The organism is Bradyrhizobium sp. dw_78 (assembly GCF_018449525.1).
Taxonomy (GTDB): domain Bacteria; phylum Pseudomonadota; class Alphaproteobacteria; order Rhizobiales; family Xanthobacteraceae; genus Bradyrhizobium.
In genome coordinates this window covers 255,794-273,660 of the sequence record NZ_JAAVUS010000005.1, presented here as the reverse complement: position 1 = coordinate 273,660, position 17,867 = coordinate 255,794, and the positions used below count along the sequence as shown (strand labels likewise).

The 17,867-nt window shown below is 63.4% G+C and carries 19 protein-coding genes; 11 read left to right on the top strand and 8 right to left on the bottom strand.

The genetic code is table 11. From position 1 onward, the window contains the following. Positions 1-93: 93 nt before the first annotated feature. On the bottom strand, positions 94-1,590 hold the full coding sequence (locus HB630_RS15635) for an aldehyde dehydrogenase family protein (RefSeq protein ID WP_213773146.1): 1,497 nt from the start codon (positions 1,588-1,590) through the stop codon (positions 94-96). Between the two features lie 330 nt (positions 1,591-1,920). Here HB630_RS15635 and HB630_RS15630 point away from each other — a divergent pair, with 330 nt between their 5' ends. Beyond that, entirely contained in the window at positions 1,921-2,772 is an 852-nt protein-coding gene (locus HB630_RS15630) for an SDR family NAD(P)-dependent oxidoreductase (RefSeq protein ID WP_213773145.1), read from the top strand. 3 nt (positions 2,773-2,775) lie between these two features. On the opposite strand, the gene HB630_RS15625 is transcribed toward HB630_RS15630, so the two are convergent. Together HB630_RS15625 and HB630_RS15620 are read right to left on the bottom strand one after the other, a co-directional pair. Beyond that, a complete protein-coding gene (locus HB630_RS15625; protein ID WP_213773144.1) occupies positions 2,776-3,579 on the bottom strand; it encodes a substrate-binding domain-containing protein in 804 nt (267 codons plus the stop codon). Between the two features lie 126 nt (positions 3,580-3,705). Continuing rightward, complete coding sequence (locus HB630_RS15620; RefSeq protein ID WP_213773296.1) at positions 3,706-4,086, bottom strand: hypothetical protein; 381 nt, start codon at positions 4,084-4,086, stop codon at positions 3,706-3,708. 188 nt (positions 4,087-4,274) lie between these two features. Between HB630_RS15620 and HB630_RS15615 the strand changes: the two genes are divergently transcribed. Continuing rightward, entirely contained in the window at positions 4,275-4,841 is a 567-nt protein-coding gene (locus HB630_RS15615) for a DUF2478 domain-containing protein (RefSeq protein ID WP_213773143.1), read from the top strand. 33 nt (positions 4,842-4,874) lie between these two features. Here the strand turns inward: HB630_RS15615 and HB630_RS15610 are convergent, their stop codons facing one another. After that, positions 4,875-5,081, bottom strand: coding sequence for a hypothetical protein (locus tag HB630_RS15610; protein WP_213773142.1), 207 nt, complete (start codon positions 5,079-5,081; stop codon positions 4,875-4,877). 358 nt (positions 5,082-5,439) lie between these two features. Here HB630_RS15610 and HB630_RS15605 point away from each other — a divergent pair, with 358 nt between their 5' ends. From HB630_RS15605 to HB630_RS15585, 5 genes are all read left to right on the top strand, one after another. Then, positions 5,440-6,942 carry an amidase gene (locus HB630_RS15605; protein WP_213773141.1) on the top strand — a complete coding sequence of 501 codons (1,503 nt, stop codon included), beginning with the start codon at positions 5,440-5,442 and terminating at the stop codon, positions 6,940-6,942. Between the two features lie 125 nt (positions 6,943-7,067). Then, positions 7,068-7,523, top strand: coding sequence for a MarR family transcriptional regulator (locus HB630_RS15600; protein WP_213773140.1), 456 nt, complete (start codon positions 7,068-7,070; stop codon positions 7,521-7,523). Positions 7,524-7,537: 14 nt separating this feature from the next. Next, positions 7,538-8,119, top strand: a complete 582-nt coding sequence (locus HB630_RS15595; RefSeq protein WP_213773139.1) for an isochorismatase family cysteine hydrolase — start codon at positions 7,538-7,540, stop codon at positions 8,117-8,119. Positions 8,120-8,121: 2 nt separating this feature from the next. Next, positions 8,122-8,463: a hypothetical protein gene (locus HB630_RS15590; protein WP_213773138.1), complete on the top strand. Its 342-nt coding sequence runs from the start codon at positions 8,122-8,124 to the stop codon at positions 8,461-8,463. Beyond that, positions 8,460-9,725, top strand: a complete 1,266-nt coding sequence (locus HB630_RS15585; protein ID WP_213773137.1) for an MFS transporter — start codon at positions 8,460-8,462, stop codon at positions 9,723-9,725. Before HB630_RS15590 ends, HB630_RS15585 begins: the two co-directional genes overlap by 4 nt. On the opposite strand, the gene HB630_RS15580 is transcribed toward HB630_RS15585, so the two are convergent. Then, the gene (locus tag HB630_RS15580) at positions 9,709-10,170 is read right to left on the bottom strand and encodes a MarR family winged helix-turn-helix transcriptional regulator (protein WP_213773136.1); all 462 of its coding nucleotides are present in this window, start codon (positions 10,168-10,170) and stop codon (positions 9,709-9,711) included. The genes HB630_RS15585 and HB630_RS15580 overlap by 17 nt on opposite strands. A 109-nt stretch (positions 10,171-10,279) precedes the next feature. Here HB630_RS15580 and HB630_RS15575 point away from each other — a divergent pair, with 109 nt between their 5' ends. Together HB630_RS15575 and HB630_RS15570 are read left to right on the top strand one after the other, a co-directional pair. Next, positions 10,280-10,663 (top strand): tautomerase family protein, encoded by a 384-nt coding sequence (locus HB630_RS15575; protein WP_213773135.1) that lies wholly within the window; start codon positions 10,280-10,282, stop codon positions 10,661-10,663. A 16-nt stretch (positions 10,664-10,679) separates the two neighbouring features. Next, entirely contained in the window at positions 10,680-12,323 is a 1,644-nt protein-coding gene (locus HB630_RS15570; RefSeq protein WP_213773134.1) for an MFS transporter, read from the top strand. 50 nt (positions 12,324-12,373) lie between these two features. Here HB630_RS15570 and HB630_RS15565 read toward each other — a convergent pair whose 3' ends face one another. Together HB630_RS15565 and HB630_RS15560 are read right to left on the bottom strand one after the other, a co-directional pair. Continuing rightward, a complete protein-coding gene (locus tag HB630_RS15565; RefSeq protein WP_213773133.1) occupies positions 12,374-13,324 on the bottom strand; it encodes a tripartite tricarboxylate transporter substrate binding protein in 951 nt (316 codons plus the stop codon). Between the two features lie 36 nt (positions 13,325-13,360). Continuing rightward, a complete protein-coding gene (locus HB630_RS15560; RefSeq protein ID WP_213773132.1) occupies positions 13,361-14,581 on the bottom strand; it encodes a CoA transferase in 1,221 nt (406 codons plus the stop codon). Between the two features lie 80 nt (positions 14,582-14,661). On the opposite strand from HB630_RS15560, the gene HB630_RS15555 reads away from it, so the two are divergent. Both HB630_RS15555 and hydA read left to right on the top strand, forming a co-directional pair. Further along, entirely contained in the window at positions 14,662-15,567 is a 906-nt protein-coding gene (locus tag HB630_RS15555) for a LysR family transcriptional regulator (protein ID WP_213773131.1), read from the top strand. A 330-nt stretch (positions 15,568-15,897) separates the two neighbouring features. Then, the gene (gene hydA / locus HB630_RS15550; protein WP_213773130.1) at positions 15,898-17,352 is read left to right on the top strand and encodes a dihydropyrimidinase; all 1,455 of its coding nucleotides are present in this window, start codon (positions 15,898-15,900) and stop codon (positions 17,350-17,352) included. Between the two features lie 22 nt (positions 17,353-17,374). On the opposite strand, the gene HB630_RS15545 is transcribed toward hydA, so the two are convergent. Further along, on the bottom strand, positions 17,375-17,776 hold the full coding sequence (locus HB630_RS15545; protein WP_213773129.1) for a hypothetical protein: 402 nt from the start codon (positions 17,774-17,776) through the stop codon (positions 17,375-17,377). Between the last annotated feature and the right edge of the window lie 91 nt (positions 17,777-17,867).

Below are 17,867 nucleotides of genomic sequence, written 5' to 3'. Positions count from 1 at the left end.
AGAACCGACCATCTCCGGAACAGCCGGTCATCAGGCCCGACATGAGAGTGGCGGCCGTAGCCGCCACTTCCGATCTTACAATGGCAAGCCACATCAGGCCGTCTTGATCCAGACCGCCTTGACGTTGAGGTATTCCTCCAGGTGCTGCTTGCCTGACTCGCGGCCATAGCCGCTCATCTTGTAGCCGCCGAACGGCACCGCCGGATCCATCGCCTGATAGCAATTGACCCAGACCGAGCCGGCGCGCAACGCTTTGGCGACCTGATGCGCCTTGCCGACATTGGTGGTCCAGACGCCGCTGCCGAGGCCGAAGGTGGTGGCGTTGGCGCGCCGGATCAGCTCATCGGTGTCCTTGAACGAAATCGCCGAAATCACCGGACCGAAGATCTCCTCCTGTGCGATCCGCATGTTGTCCTGGACATTGGCGAACACCGTCGGCGGCACGAAATAGCCTTTCGCCAAGGCGCCCTCGGTCAGCCGCGCGCCGCCGGCGAGCGCGCGAGCGCCCTCCTTCTGGCCGATGGCGAGATAATCGGACACCCGCTCCAACTGCTGCTTCGACACCAGCGGACCAATTTGCGTGTTGGGATCGAGGCCGTTGCCGACCTGCAGCTTCTTGCCGTATTCGGCGACACGGCCGACGAACTCGTCGTAGATCTTGTGCTCGACGAACAGCCGCGTGCCGGCGCTGCAGATCTGGCCGGAATTGGCGAACACCGCCATCGCGGCGCCGGGGACCGCCTGGTCGAGATCAGCGTCGGCAAACACGATATCGGGCGATTTGCCGCCGAGTTCAAGCGATACGCGCTTGAGGTTGCCCGCCGACGCCCGGATGATCGACTGTCCCGTGACATGCGAGCCGGTAAAGGCAACCTTGTCGACGCCGGAATGCGAGGCGAGCGCCGCGCCCGCGGTCTCGCCATATCCCGTCACCACGTTGACGACGCCGGGCGGAATGCCGGCTTCCATCGCCAGTTCCGCAAGCCGCAGCGAGGTCAGCGGCGCTTCTTCCGCCGGTTTCAGGACCACGGTGCAACCGGTCGCAATCGCCGGGCCGATCTTCCAGACGCTGGCGCCGAGCGGACCGTTCCAGGGAATGATGGCGCCGACGACGCCGACCGGCTCCTTCAGCGTGTAGGAGAAGACTTCTCCGGGCAGCGAGTTCTCGATGGTTTCGCCCAGCAATGCGGTCGCCTGCCCAGCGTAATAGCGCAGCATGCCGATCACGCGCAGTTTGTTGCCGCGGGTGCGGCTGATCGGCGCGCCCATGTCGAGGGTGTCGAGCTGCGACAATTCCTCGAAATTCTTCTCGACGAGATCGGCAAGCTTGAGCAGCAGGCTCTGCCGTTCGAACGGCTTGACCTTGCTCCACGGACCTTCGAAGGCGCGGCGGGCGGCGGCAACCGCGCGATCGATGTCCTCCGCGTCGCCCTCGGCGACAGTCGCCAGCAATTCGCCGGTGGCGGGATTATGGGTTTCGAATTTCTTGCCCGAGGCGGCGTCGACCCATTTGCCGTCGATCAGCATTTTCTTGTAGGAGCCATCCGCATAGGGATGGCGGGTGATCGGTATCGCCTGCGTCACGGCCATGTCTGTTGTCCCTTCATGTCTGCTCTCCCTTGATATCGACCGGCATGATATCGATCCGCATTGGATCGTTATATTCAAGTTACTACATCGATGGGACGAAACCGTAAAGCGCGGCCGCCGTTTGGAGCGAGCGCCGCACGATGACCTTCCATGCCGTTTCGCGCATGGCGGCCGGATCGTGCTGGAGTTTCGGCTGTGATTGAATCAGGATTGAAGCTCTAGATTCAGATTCTCGTTTTGACACGTTTTCTTCACGCGAACCGCGTTTCCACTTTGCTCGAAAACGCTCTAACCTGATCAACGCCGTTACATTTCGCCCGGAGAACGCCGATGCCCCATGCCGCCATGTCGCCAAACAATGTTGCCGTGATTACCGGAGGCGCGTCCGGCATCGGGCTTGCGGCCGCCCTGAAATTCGCCAGCCGCGGCATGAAGGTTTGTATTGCCGATGTCGGCGGCGATCGTCTTGCTGCGGCCGAAACAAAACTGTCGTCCGTGGCGCCGGGCGGGGCAGCCAGCATCATGGCTGCGGCGGTTGACGTCAGCCGCCGCGAAGATCTCGCCGGACTGGAGACCGCGGTGCAGCGGCGCTTCGGCGGCACCGATATCCTGATGAACAATGCCGGCATCCAGCCGGGCAGCCAGATGTTCGGTCCCGCCGAGAGCTGGCAGCGCGTTCTTGCCGTCAATCTGTGGGGCGTCGTCAACGGCTCCCAGGTGTTCGCGCCGCATATGATCGAGCGCGGACGGCCGGGCCTGATCATCAATACCGGTTCCAAGCAGGGCATCACCACGCCGCCCGGCGATCCCGCCTACAACGTCTCGAAAGCCGGTGTGAAAGCCTTCACGGAAGCCTTGCAGCACGAATTGCGCAGCACAGCCGGCAGCCAGATCAGCGCCCATCTGCTGATCCCCGGCTTCGTCTTCACCGGCCTGACCGCCAGGGGCCGCACCGAAAAGCCGGCCGGCGCCTGGACGCCGGAGCAGACCGTCGACTTCATGGTCGAGCGGATCGACGCCGGAGACTTCTATATTCTTTGTCCGGACAACGATGTGTCGCGGCAACTCGACGAACGGCGCATCCTGTGGGCGGTGGGCGATATCGTCGAGAATCGGCCCGCATTGTCGCGATGGCATCCCGATTACGCCGAGGCTTTCGCCAAATTTGTGAAGGGCGCGTAAGCGCTACGGCGCCGCCGGCAACGCGACCGGAATAAAACCGGACGACTTCAGCGTGACCTGGGCTTGCGGCGACAGCAGATACATCGCGAAATCGGCCGCGCCGGGTTGCGCCTTGCGCGAGACCGTCAGGCCGTATTCGGGACCGACCGAAAGCTCCGGCGGCAACTCGACCGACTTGTACTTCGATGACTCCCGAACGATCTGCTGCGCGCCCGAACAATAAAAGATGAACAGATCGATCTGGCCGTCATCGAGCGCAACCAGCGGCCGCAGACGCCCGTTCGCCGGTGCGGCCGTCGCAGGACCGCCGAATAATTGCTGCGCTTTCCCGGACAGCGTTTCGAAGGCGCCGGGCCGCATCGCGCCGATCTTGCGAAACATCTCCCAGGTATAGTCGCCGGACGGATCGGCAACCGGCGTCGATGTGCCGATGCGGATTTCAGGTTTGAGCAGCGTGTCGATCAAATTGCCACTATCGATCGCATTCCCGGCCGTGGTCACGACGCACAGCGCATTGCGCGCGAACATCACGCTCGGACCGGACACGCCCGCGTCGGTCAGGGCCTGCGCATGCGGCAACGCGGCCGAGGCGAAGACATCGAATGCTTCGCCCTTTTGCAGGCGTTCGCGGAGCACGCCGGATGGTCCCCATACCGGCGTGAAGCCGCTGCCGTAGTGCCTGGTGAAGTCGGCGAATATCGCCGTGAATGCATCCTTCAGGCTTCCGGCCGCCATCACCCGGATTTCAGCCGCTGAAACCGATGACGAAGCCAACCCGATCATGATTGCCGCCAGTAGTACACGCATGGCGTTATTTCACATTGCCGTTGTTGCGGGGGTACCCTAGCAGACCGGCGCTTCGGCCAACCCGGAATGACGGTGGAATTGACGTAATGCACATTAAATGCAGCGGTGACCCAAAAGGGCAAGCCGCTAATGCGCCCGCAACACCATGTTCGCCGCCGGCGCAGCCACCAGCGCTTCGCCGAGTTCGCTTTGCTGATCGCGCGGGATGGAAAAGCAGACGCTGAAGCCGTCGACGGTGCGCAGCGTCACCATGCCTTGCGCGGGGTCGGACGATTGCTCGACGGCCCAGGACGCCAGCGGATAGGCGTAACGCAGGCTTTGATCACCAAAGCGTGTCTGAAGGGCCTTGTCGATCAGCCCCGGCAAGGTCATGGCGAGCGCGCCAACCTGATTCAGGGATAGCCGGATCGTGGCGGGCCTGCCGCTGGAATCGACGAAACCGAGCGAAATGGCACCGCCATCGGCCGCAACCTCGCAACTGGTGAGCGCCTGGGTTTCGATCTCCATCATCAAGCTCCGGACCGCTGTTCGTTATATTTTATAGAACATATCGCTATTCCTCTCGCCGCGTCCAGCCGGTATTAAGGCCAACCGGGCGTCCGCGACCCGGTGGTCTGCCAGGCGCAATCGTGATATATAAGATGATACAACGTTTCCGACCGGCATCGCCGGTTTCCGGAATTGCAGGATGCGCCATGTTCGACTCCCAATCTGACCTCGCAGCACTCGTTTACGAGCGGGACCAGGATCCGGACCGGATCCTGCGCGATTTTGCCGCCGACCTGAAACGCCGCGGCTATCGGGCGGTCGGGCTGGTGCAGACCGGCCATCATTGCCTCGATGCGCCGAAACTATCGGCGATGCTGGTCCACACCGGCGAGGAATTGCAGCTGTTTCAGGATCTCGGGAGTTGCGCGACGGGCTGCCGGCTCGACGTCGGCCAGTTGCTGGACGCCGGCAGTCAGGTCGCCAGCGCCATCGACCAGGGCGCCGACCTCGTGATCGTCAACCGTTTCGGCCGCCAGGAGCGCGAGGGCAAAGGCCTTTCCTACCTGATCGAGCGCGCGCTGAGCGCCGATATTCCGGTCGTGATTGCCGTACCCGACAACCGTTTTGCCGATTGGATCAAATTCGCCGACGGCATGAGCGTGAAGCTGCGCTGCAGCCGCGAGGCGCTGAATGCGTGGTGGGATGCCGTTTCGGCGCGAAACGGCAGCTTCGTCGGCCGGGACAGCAAGACCTTCTGCGAAGTCCTCAAATAATCCCAAGGCCGACGATTTTCTGCCGGCACTTTTCTAAAGCGTCTCCTGCTTGTGCCCGCATTGCTTGCAGGCGAATTTGACGCGGACCTGGCCCTTCTCCGCCTGGATCCGGTTCGGAGCGCCGCATTTGCCGCAGACAGCCTCAATGCGGGTATTGCCCTGCTTGATGACGATGTTCTTCTTTTCCATCGTCTCGCGGATCAGGCGCTCCGCCTCCTCGCGCATCGCTTGCTTCGACATCAGCCCCTACCGTCATGAATGTGCAGGCGCCGTCTATAGCACAGGCCCGTGACGTTTTAAGCGCAAACCTTGCCTGCATCTCGACGACGGCGCCGCTGTCCCCGACTCGAGCCGGGAAGGTTTTCGGCCAGGTAAGGCCTCCTGACACATAAGGGCGCCGGACGCTGCAAGATGCCGCGCGTGAAGGGCCGGCCTGATATCGGGGATATAGCCGGTTCCCAATTTTCCGTGACGATTTTGCCGGACCGGAATAATCCGTTTGCCCATTGCACAGTCCTTGCATGTGCCTGGAACCAAGAATGGGCTGCACATTGCAGCGCAGGCCGGCTTACGAACGGGGTTGCAGATGGACAGCAAAATGGGGCGTCGGGATTTCCTGGGTACGGTTGCGGCCGCAGGCGCCGTTGCCGCGGCAATGCGCTCGCCGTTCATCGGCCCCGCCGAAGCCGCCGCAGGGGACGGCAGCGAGATCATTTCGAAATCAGCCAGCGAATTGGCGGTGGCGATCCGATCCAAAAGCCTCAGTTCGAGAGCCATCGTCGAGGCCCATCTCGATCAGATTGCCAGGGTCAATCCGAAACTGAACGCCGTGGTCCAGCTCACGGCCGAATCGGCGCGCAAGGAGGCGGACGAAGCCGACGCGGCGCTGGCCCGCGGCGACATCAAGGGGCCTCTGCACGGCGTTCCCATCACCATCAAGGATACGCTGGAAACGAACGGCGTGATCTGCACCGGCGGCACCAAGGGCCGCGCGAATTACGTTCCCAAGGCCGACGCCACGGCGGTGGCCCGGCTGCGCGCCGCGGGCGGCATCATCCTTGGCAAGACCAATGTACCGGAATTGGCGGGCGCGATCGAAACCGACAATCTGGTCTATGGACGGACCAACAATCCCTATGACCTCGCTTGCACGCCGGGCGGCAGTAGCGGCGGCGAGGCCGCGATTATCTCGGCCTGCGGTTCGCCGCTCGGTCTCGGCACCGACGCCGGCGGCAGCATCCGAATTCCGGCACATTTCTGCGGGCTGGCGGCGATCAAGCCGACCTCCGGCCGGGTTCCGCGCACCGGCCAGTTTCCGTTGCCGCTCGGCGCCCGCAATGCGGTGTTTCACGTCAGCCTGATCGCGCGCCACGTCGAAGACCTCGCTTTGGCCTTGCCGATCATCGCCGGCCCCGACTTCCGCGATCATTCGATCGTCGGAATGCCGCTCATGGATCCGAAAGCGGTGACGTTGAGCGGATTGAAATTGGCCTATTTCGAGGACGACGGCATGGCCACGCCGACCAAGGAAATCAGCGCCGCGGTGCGTGATTCCGCCAAGGCCTTCATGGACGCCGGCGTCAAGGTCGATGAAAGCCGGCCGCCGGACGCCGGCAAGGCCGGCACAGTCTATTTCGACATGAGCCGCGGCGACGGCGGCGCCGGCACGCGCGCGTTCCTCAAGAGCATCGGCAGCGATCCGATCTCGCCGCTGTTCGAGCAGGCCCTGACCCATTCGGTGGCGCCGGCGATGGCCAACACCACCGACGCGCTGGCGGCGTTCGTGCGATGGGACCTTTTCAGCAACTCCATGCTGCGCTTCATGGAAAACTACGATGCGATCCTGTCGGCGGTGGCGCCGTTTCCGGCCTTGCCGCACGGCACCAGCTTCGATGAAGAGAACCGCAAGGGCTTCGGCTATGCCCAAGCCTATAATCTGACGGGATGGCCGACGGCCACCGTGCGGGTCGGCACCTCGCCCGAGGGGCTTCCGCTCGGGGTCCAGGTCGCCGCCAGGCCGTGGCGCGAAGACGTCGCGCTGGCGCTGGTCCAGCATCTCGAAAAAACCTTCGGCGGATGGAAAAGGCCCGTCACGATATAACCGGCCTATTGATAATCGGCATCTTCCTGGCCTGAAGTGATCGGTTCGGCGATCAGGGGCGGTAGGCTGGATTATTATGAAGTTTACCTTTGTAGTTTTCCTTCGTATCTGCTAGACTTGCGCGCATGAACCGACGCAAGACGGAACTCCCGCCCCCTGATGCCGCCGCGCTGGCGGCCGAACTTCATGCGCTGAGCGGCAAGCTGAAGCGAAAGCTGCGCGAGCAGGCCTCCGCGGGAGACCTGACGCCTTCGCAAGTCGCGGTCCTTCGACATCTCCACCAGGACGGACCTGCGACCGTCACCGCGCTGGCGCGGACGGAGGGCGTTCGTCCGCAATCCATGGGTGCGACCATCGCCGGGCTCGAAGCTCTGGGACTGGTCAAGGGCTCGCCCGACCCCAGCGACGGGCGGCAAACCATCCTGTCTTTGACGCCTGCCTGCCGTGAATTGATCCGGAGCGGCCGCGCCGCGCGGCAGGATTGGCTGCTGCGCGCGATCCAAACCAAATTGTCCGCGGAAGAACAGGCGCAACTGGCCTTTGCCATGCGCCTACTCAACCGCCTCGTCGACACCGCGTAACGGAGAGCAAGAAAATGACGGTAACAACCCTCGACACCAAAACCGCCTTGCTGGTGGTCGATTTGCAAAAGGGCATCATCGCCCTGCCGACAGCCCACCCGATCGCGGGCGTGATCGAGAACGCCGTCGCGCTGGCGGAAGCCTTTCGCGCCCGCAAGCTGCCGGTCGTCTTCATCAGTGTCGACGGCCGCGCGCCGGGCCGCACCGAGCACACGATCTCCCTTAAGGACATTCCCGCCGACTGGACCGAGATCATCCCCCAACTCAACCGCCGGCCGGACGAGCATCTAGTCACGAAGCGGACATGGGGCGCCTTCACCAACACCGATCTTGAAAAATACCTGAAAGAAAAGGGCGCGACACAGGTCGTCGTGATCGGCGTTGCGACCACCGCCGGTGTCGAGTCCACCGCTCGTCATGCCCACGAACTCGGCTTCAACGTCACGCTCGCGGTCGATGCCGTGACCGACATGAATGCCGACGCGCACCACAACAGCGTCACGCGGATCTTTCCGAAGATGAGCGAGACCGGCACGACGCGGCAGATCCTCGATCTGCTCGACGCAGCATCGCGTAGCGAAAGCAGGAGTGCCTGAACGTGGAATCGCTTCATTATCTGGCTTATTTCGGCGGCGGCGCGATCCTCACCAACGCCGTTCCACATTTCGTCAGCGGCGTGATGGGACGCCCGTTTCAAAGTCCATTCGCCAAACCGCACGGCGAGGGACTTTCCTCGTCGACCGTGAATGTCCTGTGGGGCTTCTTCAACCTGGCGATCGGATATCTGCTGGTCTGCCACGTCGGCAATTTCGATCTGCACGCCCTCGATGACGCCGCCGCGCTGGGATTGGGCATTCTGCTGTTCGGTGTAATGACAGCCCGCATGTTCGGCCGGTTTCATGGCGGCAACTCTCCGCTGCAAGGCCGCGTATCGCCTTGAGAGGGCCTTTCCGCGCGCTGGAGAGCGCCAACTACCGGATCTGGGCGGCGGGCGCGCTGGTCTCCAATGTCGGCACCTGGATGCAGCGCACCGCGCAGGACTGGCTCGTGCTCACCGAGCTGACGCACCGCAATGCGACCGCCGTCGGCATCGTGATGGGCCTGCAATTCGGCCCGCAGATCCTGCTGCTGCCGTTCACCGGATTCGCCGCCGATCATCTCGACCGGCGCAAGCTCGTGTTCTGCACGCAGGCCACGATGGGCCTGCTGGCGCTCGGCCTCGGTCTGCTGGTCGTGACCGGCCTGGTTCAGCTATGGCACGTTTACGTCTTCGCATTTCTGTTCGGTTCCGCGGCCGCTTTCGATTCGCCGGCGCGGCAGACCTTCATCTCGGAACTCGTCGACGAGAAACACCTTCCGAACGCGTTGGGACTCAACTCGACCTCCTTCAATGCCGCGCGCATGATCGGGCCGGCGATCGCCGGCGGCCTGATCGCCGGAATCGGCACCGGATGGGTGTTCCTGATCAACGGCCTCTCCTTTCTCGCCGTGCTCTGTTCGCTCAACCTGCTGCGGCGCGGCCAGCTCAAGCCCAGCCACCGCGCCATCCGCAGCCGCGGCAGTTTTGCCGATGGCTTTCGCTACGTCTGGGGCCGCCCGGACCTCAAGGTCATCCTGCTGATGCTGTTTCTGGTCGGAACCTTTGGATTCAACTTTCCGATCTTCATCTCGACCATGTCGGTGACGGTGTTTCACAAGGGCGCCGGCGCTTATGGATTGCTGAGCTCGATGATGGCGGCGGGATCGGTGACCGGGGCGCTGATGGCCGCGGCGCGGGCGAAACCGGGCATTCCGGTGCTGCTCGCCGGCGCCGCGATCTTCGGCGCCGGCTGCACGCTCGCGGCGGTGATGCCGGACTACGCGCTGTTCGGCCTCGCGCTCTTTGTCGTCGGCATCGCCGCGCAGACGCTGACGACATCGATCAACAGTCTGGTGCAGATTTCGACCGAACCTGCGATGCGCGGCCGCGTGATCGCGATCCTGCTCGCGATCGCGCTGGGCGGCACACCGATCGGCGCGCCGATCGTGGGCTGGATCGCCGACGCCTTCGGTCCGCGCTGGGCGCTCGGCGCCGGCGCCGCATCCGGCCTGCTGGCTGCAATGGTTGCGGTGGTTTATCTCGCAAGCGGCAGGCAGCCGGGCGACGACGAGGCCGCCGCCGTCCGCGACCAGGCCGATGCGAACTTCAGTGGCGGCGGTTGAACGCGGCCGCGAAGTCTTCGGACACGACAAACTCCAGCGCCTGGCGCAGCGCCGCCGACTTCGCCACGCCGAACGCGGCTTCGAATCCCTCCTGGGCGCACTTCCAGAGCAGGGTCGACTCCTCGAGCTTTTTCCGGCCGGCCGACGTCAGGGCGACCAGGCGGTTGCGGCGATCCTGCGGATCGACGCGGATCTCGACCAGCCCGTCGCGCTCCAGCGGCTTCAGATTATGCGTGAGCGCGCCCCGGTCCATCACCAGCGCCTCGGCCAGTTCGCCCAGCGGCGGCGTGCCACTGCGGGCGATGTGGTTGAGGATCGCCCGCTGAGTGGTCCGCAATCCGCAAGGCTCCAATGCAGAATCATAAAGCTGTGACACCCGCCGCGACGCCTTGCGTAAGGCGGTGCAATTGCAGGCGCTTTTCCGCTGCTTGCCGCTGGTCGCCATATCTCGCCGCTCCGGGATCAACCTTGACTATTTGTTTGCATATGCAAGATATACCGTTCGACGCTTGCATATGCAAGTAAATGGGTTTTCCGATCGAATGGAGAGACCGATGCCGCTGGTACGTATCGACCTTGAAAAGGGAAAAGACGCGAATTACCGGCAAAAAGCCGGGCAGATCGTTTACGAGGCGATGGTCGCCACCACAGGCGTTCCCAAAAACGACCATTTCCAGATCATCGGCGAACATGCCGCGGACAACTTCATCTTCGATCCCGATTATCTCGGGATCCACCGAACGCGCGATCTCATCATCATCCAGATCTTCTTCAACGAGGGCCGATCGGTCGCACAGAAACAGGCGCTGTACAAGGCCATCGCCGAAGGCCTGTCCGCCTCGCTCAAGGTGCGGCCGGAAGACGTCTTCATCTCGCTGGTCGAGGTGAAGAAGGAAAACTGGTCGTTCGGCAACGGCGTGGCGCAATACGCGGCCTGACCATCAAGAGCGCAACATGCAGACCGCCATTGATCCCCCGAAATCCCTGATCGAGCGATATCGCGCGGCCCTGGTGCTGATCTGCGTGTCGGCGCCCTCCTTCATGCTGCAGCTCGACGCCAATATCGTCGCGGTCTCGCTGCCATCGATCAGCGACTCGCTGAAAGCGAATTTCGCTGGGATCGAATGGGTGGTCACCGCCTACACGCTTGCCTTTGCCTCGCTGCTGCTGCCGGCCGGCGCATTTGCCGACCGGTTCGGGCGCAAGCGCGTGTTGATGACGGGACTTGTCCTGTTCACGGCCGCCTCGTTCTTCTGCGGCGCGGCGCCCAACCTTGCGACCCTGGTCACGGCGCGCGCGTTTCAGGGCGCGGGCGCCGCGCTTCAGCTCAGCGCGGCGCTGGCGACCTTGTCGAGCTTCTTCAAGGGCGACGAACGGGCGCGCGCCTTCGCGTTCTGGGGCTCCGTGGTCGGGATCGGGATTTCGCTGGGGCCGATCGTCGGCGGCCTGATCACGCAGGGGTTCGGCTGGGAATGGGCCTTCTACATCAACCTTCCCGTGGGCGCGCTGACGATCGCGCTCGTGGCGGTCGTCATCACCGATTCCAGGGATCCGGGGGCCGTTCGTTTCGACCTCGCCGGCGTATCGACTTTCAGCGCGTTCCTCTTCCTGACGACGCTGGCGTTGATCTCGGGCAATCACGATGGCTGGACCAGCCCGCACATCCTCGCCGAAGGGATCGGCGCGATCCTCTTTCTGGCCCTCTTCGCCGTCGTCGAGTTGCGCGAGGCCCGCCCGATGGTGGATTTCTCGTTCTTCCGCCGGCCGACCTATCTCGGCGCCAATATCGCCCAGTTCTCTTTTGCGGCCGGCCTGCTCAGCATGCTGACATTCATGCCGATCTATTTTCAGCACGCGCTTGGCTTCTCGCCGCGCGCGGCCGGGCTCGCCATGCTGCCGATGGCGCTACCGCTGTTCATCGTGCCACGGATCGTCACGTCGTATCTTTCCCACCGCCTGACCGGACGCACCCTGCTGACCGCGGGGCTTGCGCTGGTGAGCATCGGCCTTGGCCTCGTGGCGCTCGTCGCCGGCCATCAGGATTATCGCTGGATGCTGGCGGCCATGCTGGTGACCGGCCTCGGGGCCGGCCTATTGAACGGCGAGACCACCAAGGTCGGGATGACCGTCATTCCCGCGGAACGGGCCGGCATGGCATCCGGCATCTCCGGCACGATGCGGTTCACCGGCATCGTGATCGGGTTCGCGGCACTGGGCGTGGTGTTGTTCAGCCGGATCTCCGTGCTGATCAGCGCGGCGCTCCCGGCGATCGATGACAACGCGAGAGCTGGATTTATCCGCGATGTCGCCTCGGGAAACCTGTCGGGCGACGGCATACCGTCAATTTCCGCAGCAACGCTCCACGCGCTGGCGCTGCAAAGTTTTACGGCGGGCTATACGATGCTGTTTGCGGCCAGCGCCGCATTCTGCCTGGTCGCCACCATCCTCACCTGGTGGCTGGTGCAGGCTTCCGACACCCAGCCGATCGCAAAGAAGCAACGCAGGACCGAACGCCCTGTTCAAGCGCCATTGGCCGTGCCAGCAGAAGGCGAACCATCGGACCGCGCCCTGATGCCGCGCGAACGCCGCCGGGTTTAAGATTCGTCTCACGCCATTCGCTGGCTCGCTATACCGTGCCCGGTTAGCGGCTACTCGATCTTCAGGCCCGACGATTTCACGACCGCCGCCCAGCGCGCATCCTCGCTGGCGAGATAGGCGCCGAACTCCTTCGGTCCCAGATCGCGGGGGATAGCGCCCAAGCTCACGAACTTTTCGGCCATCTTTTGCGACTGCATCACCTTGGTGATCTCCGCACCGAGCTGATCGACACGCGCTTTCGGCGTGCCGGCCGCGACCACAATGCCGAGCCACGCCGACAGATTGATCTCCGGAAAGCCTTGCTCGGCAAGCGTCGGTGTATCCGGAAATGAGGGGACACGCTTGGAATAGGCGCTGGCAAGCAGCCGCATCTTGCCCGCGCGGATGAAGGGCTCGGTCACAGTAACCGTATCCATCGCGACGTTGACGACGCCCGCCATGAGATCGTTCATTGCCGGCGGGCTGCCCTTGTAGGGAACATGCAGGATGGTGATGCCGGCGCGCTGCTTGAAGACTTCCATGCCGAGGTGCGAGAGCGTGCCATTGCCGGAGGATGGATGCGTAAGCTTCTCCGGGTTCGCCTTCGCATAGGCGATCAACTCAGGCACGCTTTTGATCGGCAGCGATGGATTCACCACCAGCAACAGCGGCAGATCGGCGACCAGCGCCACCGGTGCCAGATCCTTGAAGGTGTCATAGCCGACCGTCCTGTACATATGCGGGTTGACGACCAGCGAGGCCAATGGCGCCAGCACCATCGTGTGGCCGTCAGCCGGCGACTGAGAAAGTGAGGCCAGCGCCATGCTGCCGCCCTGCCCTGGCCTATTTTCCACAATCACGGTTTCGCCAAGCAACGGGCCGAGCTGGTCGGCCAACAGACGCGCGACCAGATCGGTTGCCTGTCCCGGCGGAAATCCGACCAGGATCCGCGTGACTTCGGCGCTTCGCACATCGCCTGCCATCAGAACAAAGGCCATGACCGCCATCAAGACGCGTCGCATATCGAATCCTCCCCTTGAGCCTCTTTGGGCTGTTTATTAAATGACCTTGGCGTCGCGCAGCCGCTCTATTTCCTGAGCGTTTAATCCGAGCGAGCCGAAAACCTCTTCATTATGCTGTCCGAGCGACGGACCGGCATTGCGCACCGAAACGGGAGTTTCCGAAAACCGCGGCACGACGCATTGCATGCGGACGTCCCCGAGTTCGCCGTCAGGCACGGTAACGATGGTTTGCCGCGCTACGAAATGCGGATCCGCGAAGACGTCGGCAGCATCATAGATCGGCGAGAACCCCACCTCATGGGCCTGCAAGCGAGTACGCAATTCATCCAGCGTCAGGCGCGAGACGGCATCGCTAACGATCCTGTCGATCTCCTGATTGTTTTTCACGCGCGAGGGATTGTCGATGAACCGCGGGTCTGAAATCAGCTGTTCGAGCCCAAGCGCGGTGCAGAACCGCTCAAAAATGCTTTGCGTCGACGCCGCGATTGACGCCCATTTGCCGTCGGCCGTCGCATAGATGTTACCCGGCGCGGCATACTGACTGCGGTTGCCGCTGGCAACGCGCACCGCACCGAGCTGGTCGTATTCGATCGCCAGGAATTCCAACGTCCGCATCATGGCTTCGGCGACCGCGCAGTCGATCTCCTGCCCGCGCGCGGACGGATCGCCCTTGATCCGGTACAATTCCGCCAGCACGCCCACGGCGCCGAACAGCCCACCGACTGGATCCGAAATCGGGTAGCCGAGGTGCAGCGGGGTACCGCCCTCTTCGCCGCACATCCGGGTAAAGCCGCTCATCGCTTCAAATACGCGCGCAAATCCGGGCGTGCTGCGATAAGGCCCGGTCTGGCCAAAGCCGGTTACGCGCAGGATGGTGAGGCGCGGATTGATCGCCTGCAGCCAGTCTCGCGTGATCCCCCAACCATCCAGCGTACCGGTGCGGAAATTCTCGACCAGAACGTCGTATTGCGCGGCCAAGCGGCCAAGTAGCTCCTTGCCGTCCGGCTTACGCAGGTCGAGCGTGATGCCTCTCTTGTTGCGGTTGGTGACCTTCCACCATAATGGAACGCCTTCCTTGTGCGGCGCCAACCGCCGCAAGGCATCGCCGGCGCCCGGCATTTCAACCTTGAGCACTTCGGCGCCGAGATCGGCGAGCAAGGTCGAGGCGAACGGCCCGGCGATCACCGTCGAGATATCGAGGACGCGCAATCCGGCGAGCGGGCCGGAGGGAATGGCGACTTTGGGAGTTTCTGACATACGCGATCGTATCGCCGCGCCATCTTATGCGATATCTTCACATCCGATAAATCAGAATTGCCAGATCAGCATATCCCGACATGATGGATATCAAGCAGCTCAAAATCTTTGTCGACGTCGCGGCCAATGGGAGTTACGCGCGGACGGCGGCAATCGTGGGCGTTGCGCAGTCCGCGCTCAGCCGTCAGTTGGCCGCGCTGGAGCGGGGTATCGGCGGCAGGCTGTTTCACCGCACCGGCCGCGGCGTGGTGCTGACCGAACTCGGCGAGCGCATGCTGCCGCGCGCCCGCGCATTGGTCGCGGACGCCGAAGCCTGGGAAGACGCAGCGAGACAGCAGCACACGGAGCCTCATGGTGAAGTCACGCTCGGCGTGGTGCCGGTCGCCTCGCGCGGACTGATAGCCTCACTCGCTGCAGAGCTCCGCCAGCATTATCCGGGCATCCGGCTGCGGGCGCTGGAAGCCTATAGTGGCCAGGTCGAGGAGTGGCTGGCATCAGGGCGCATCGAGATTGCAATCTACAACCGCTACCGCCGCGGTCGTGTCGCCAACGCGGAAGCGCTTGCCCGCGCCGACGTGCATCTGATCGCACGGCGCGATCACCCGCTGGCGCGACGGCGCGAACTCCCGGTTCGTTCCTTCTCCGAGCTTCCGCTCGCCATGCCGATCCGCCCGAACAGCCTGACCAGCATGTTGATCGGGCTGGCCGCCTCCCAGCACTTCGAGCTGGATATCCGGCTCGAAGCGGGCTCGACACCGCTGACCAGGGACGTGATGCTGGCATCCGACCTCGCCACCGTCTCGCCCCGCCACGTATTCGCGCGTGAGATCGCCTCGGGCGAACTGGTTGCCATTCCGGTCGTTCGGCCCAGGATCGTGCAGACGACCTGGATGTCCCTGAGTTCGCATCATCCGCCATCGAGCTCAGCGCAGATCGTGGCGCGCCTCATTCGCCGGTTGGCTGCAAGGCTGCGCACGGACAAATAGATTGAGTGCTGAACGTTGCTTAAACAGGCGCAGTACCTTCCGTCAGCCAATAAGGCCCGCAGGTGGCAAAGACAGCTTTACCACATGTCGATTGATGTGAAACGGCTGCTCGGCCACGTCGTGCTTGCCGCGCTTACCGCTTGCAGCTTCCTTGCCGGCACCAAAACAGCGACAGCGCCGCGTTGAGCTGGATGGCGGACCGGTTCGCGAACGTTCCGGCGACGAGCGATTGCCCGGGCTGAACGAAGCTGCCCGGGCGAGGGTAAGGAGGCCAGTGGTTCGATTCTTGCATTTACCGGCAGGCTATAGCGATCTCGAGCGAGAGATATCATGGCTGTTCTCATTCGCGGCGGCACGGTCGTCAATCATGATTATTCCCGGCGCGCCGACGTGCTCGTCGACGGCGAGACCATCGTGGCCGTCGGCGCCGCCATCGATCCGCCTGCGGGTGCCGAACTGATCGACGCCGGCGGCTGCTATGTGATACCGGGCGGCATCGATCCGCACACCCATCTCGAAATGCCGTTCATGGGCACCTTTACGACGGACGATTTCGAATCGGGAACCAAGGCCGCGCTGGCCGGCGGCACCACCATGGTCGTCGATTTCTGCCTTCCCGATCCCGGGCAATCGATGCTGGCGGCCTATCAGGATTGGCGCCGCAAATCCGAAACGGCCGCGGCCGATTACGGCTTCCACATGGCGGTGACGTCGTGGTCGAAACAGGTGTTCGACGAGATGGAAATTGTCGTCAAGACCTACGGCATCAACACCTTCAAGCACTTCATGGCTTACAAGGGCGCGCTGATGGTCAATGACGACGAGCTTTACAACTCGTTCGCGCGTTGCGCCCATCTCGGCGCCATGCCGCTGGTCCATGCCGAGAATGGCGATGTCATCGCGCGCATGCAGGAGGCCCTGCTCGCGCGCGGCGTGGTCGGCCCGGAAGGCCACGCCTATTCACGGCCCCCGATCGTCGAGGGCGAAGCGACCAACCGCGCCATCATGATCGCCGACATGACCGGAGCGCCGCTCTATGTCGTGCATACGAGCTGCCGCGAGTCGCACGAGGCGATTGCGCGGGCGCGCGCCGGCGGCAAGCGCGTCTATGGCGAACCGCTGATCCAGCATCTTCTGCTCGATGCGAGCGAATATGAGAGCAAGGACTGGGACCACGCCGCACAGCGCGTGATGTCGCCGCCATTCCGCGACCGGTCGCACCAGGATAGCCTGTGGGCGGGCCTGCAATCCGGATCGCTTCAGGTGGTCGCAACCGACCATTGCGCTTTCACGACCGCACAGAAGCGGCTCGGCCAGGGTGATTTTCGCAAGATCCCCAACGGCACCGGCGGCCTCGAAGACCGCCTGCCTCTCCTATGGACCGCCGGGGTCGCGACCGGCCGGCTGACCAGGGAGGAATTCGTCGCGGTCACCTCGGCGAACATCGCCCGCATCCTCAACATCTATCCGCGCAAGGGCGCGATCGCCCCGGGTTCGGACGCCGACATCGTGGTGTGGGATCCGGCCGCGAGCAAAACCATCAGCGCCAAAACCCAGCTCAGCCGCATCGATTACAATATATTCGAGGGCTACGCCTGCACCGGCGCGCCGGCGATCACGCTGTCGCACGGCAGGATCGCCTGGCAAAACGGTGACCTCCGCGCCGAAAAGGGCGATGGCCGCTATATCGAGCGGCCGCCGTTCTCGCCCATTCATGTCGCCAATTCGACCTGGAAGGCACAGAGCGAGCCGAAAGCGGTGTCGCGTTCCGCCGTTACGCCGTAAGCGTCACAGTTGTTGGGTCGCGCTACGGATTTGCCGCTGCCGTCATCTGGCGACCAGCCTGGGCGGATTCGGTCGGAGCGGCGGAGGGCTCGGACAGGCAGCCACGGCAGATGACGAGCCTGTCCTTCAACTGCGCTTCGGCGATCGCGGTCTGGTCCGGCTGTTGTGCCGCGAAGCTATCGGCAGCGCGCGCCTGCGCCGCCTGATCGGGCTGCATCGCATTCAGCGATCCGGTGACAATTTCCGCCTCGGGGCGGCGCGGCCGCCTGGTCCGCGGGGTTCCCTGGTCCGGGGCCTGCCCTGCTCCATCCCATGCCATCGCCGGACCCGAGGTCGGCGCCGCCATATACATATTGGCGACGCTGCCGCAGCCGGTCAGGCCAAGACAGAACAAGATCAGGGCCGCCGATCGCTGCATGGACATCCGGACACTCCGCTCAAAACCGCCGTTCCCCTGCTTATGCTAATTTCTTGAATTAAAGCCTAAGGCATCGGCGATTGCGGGATTGCCGGTC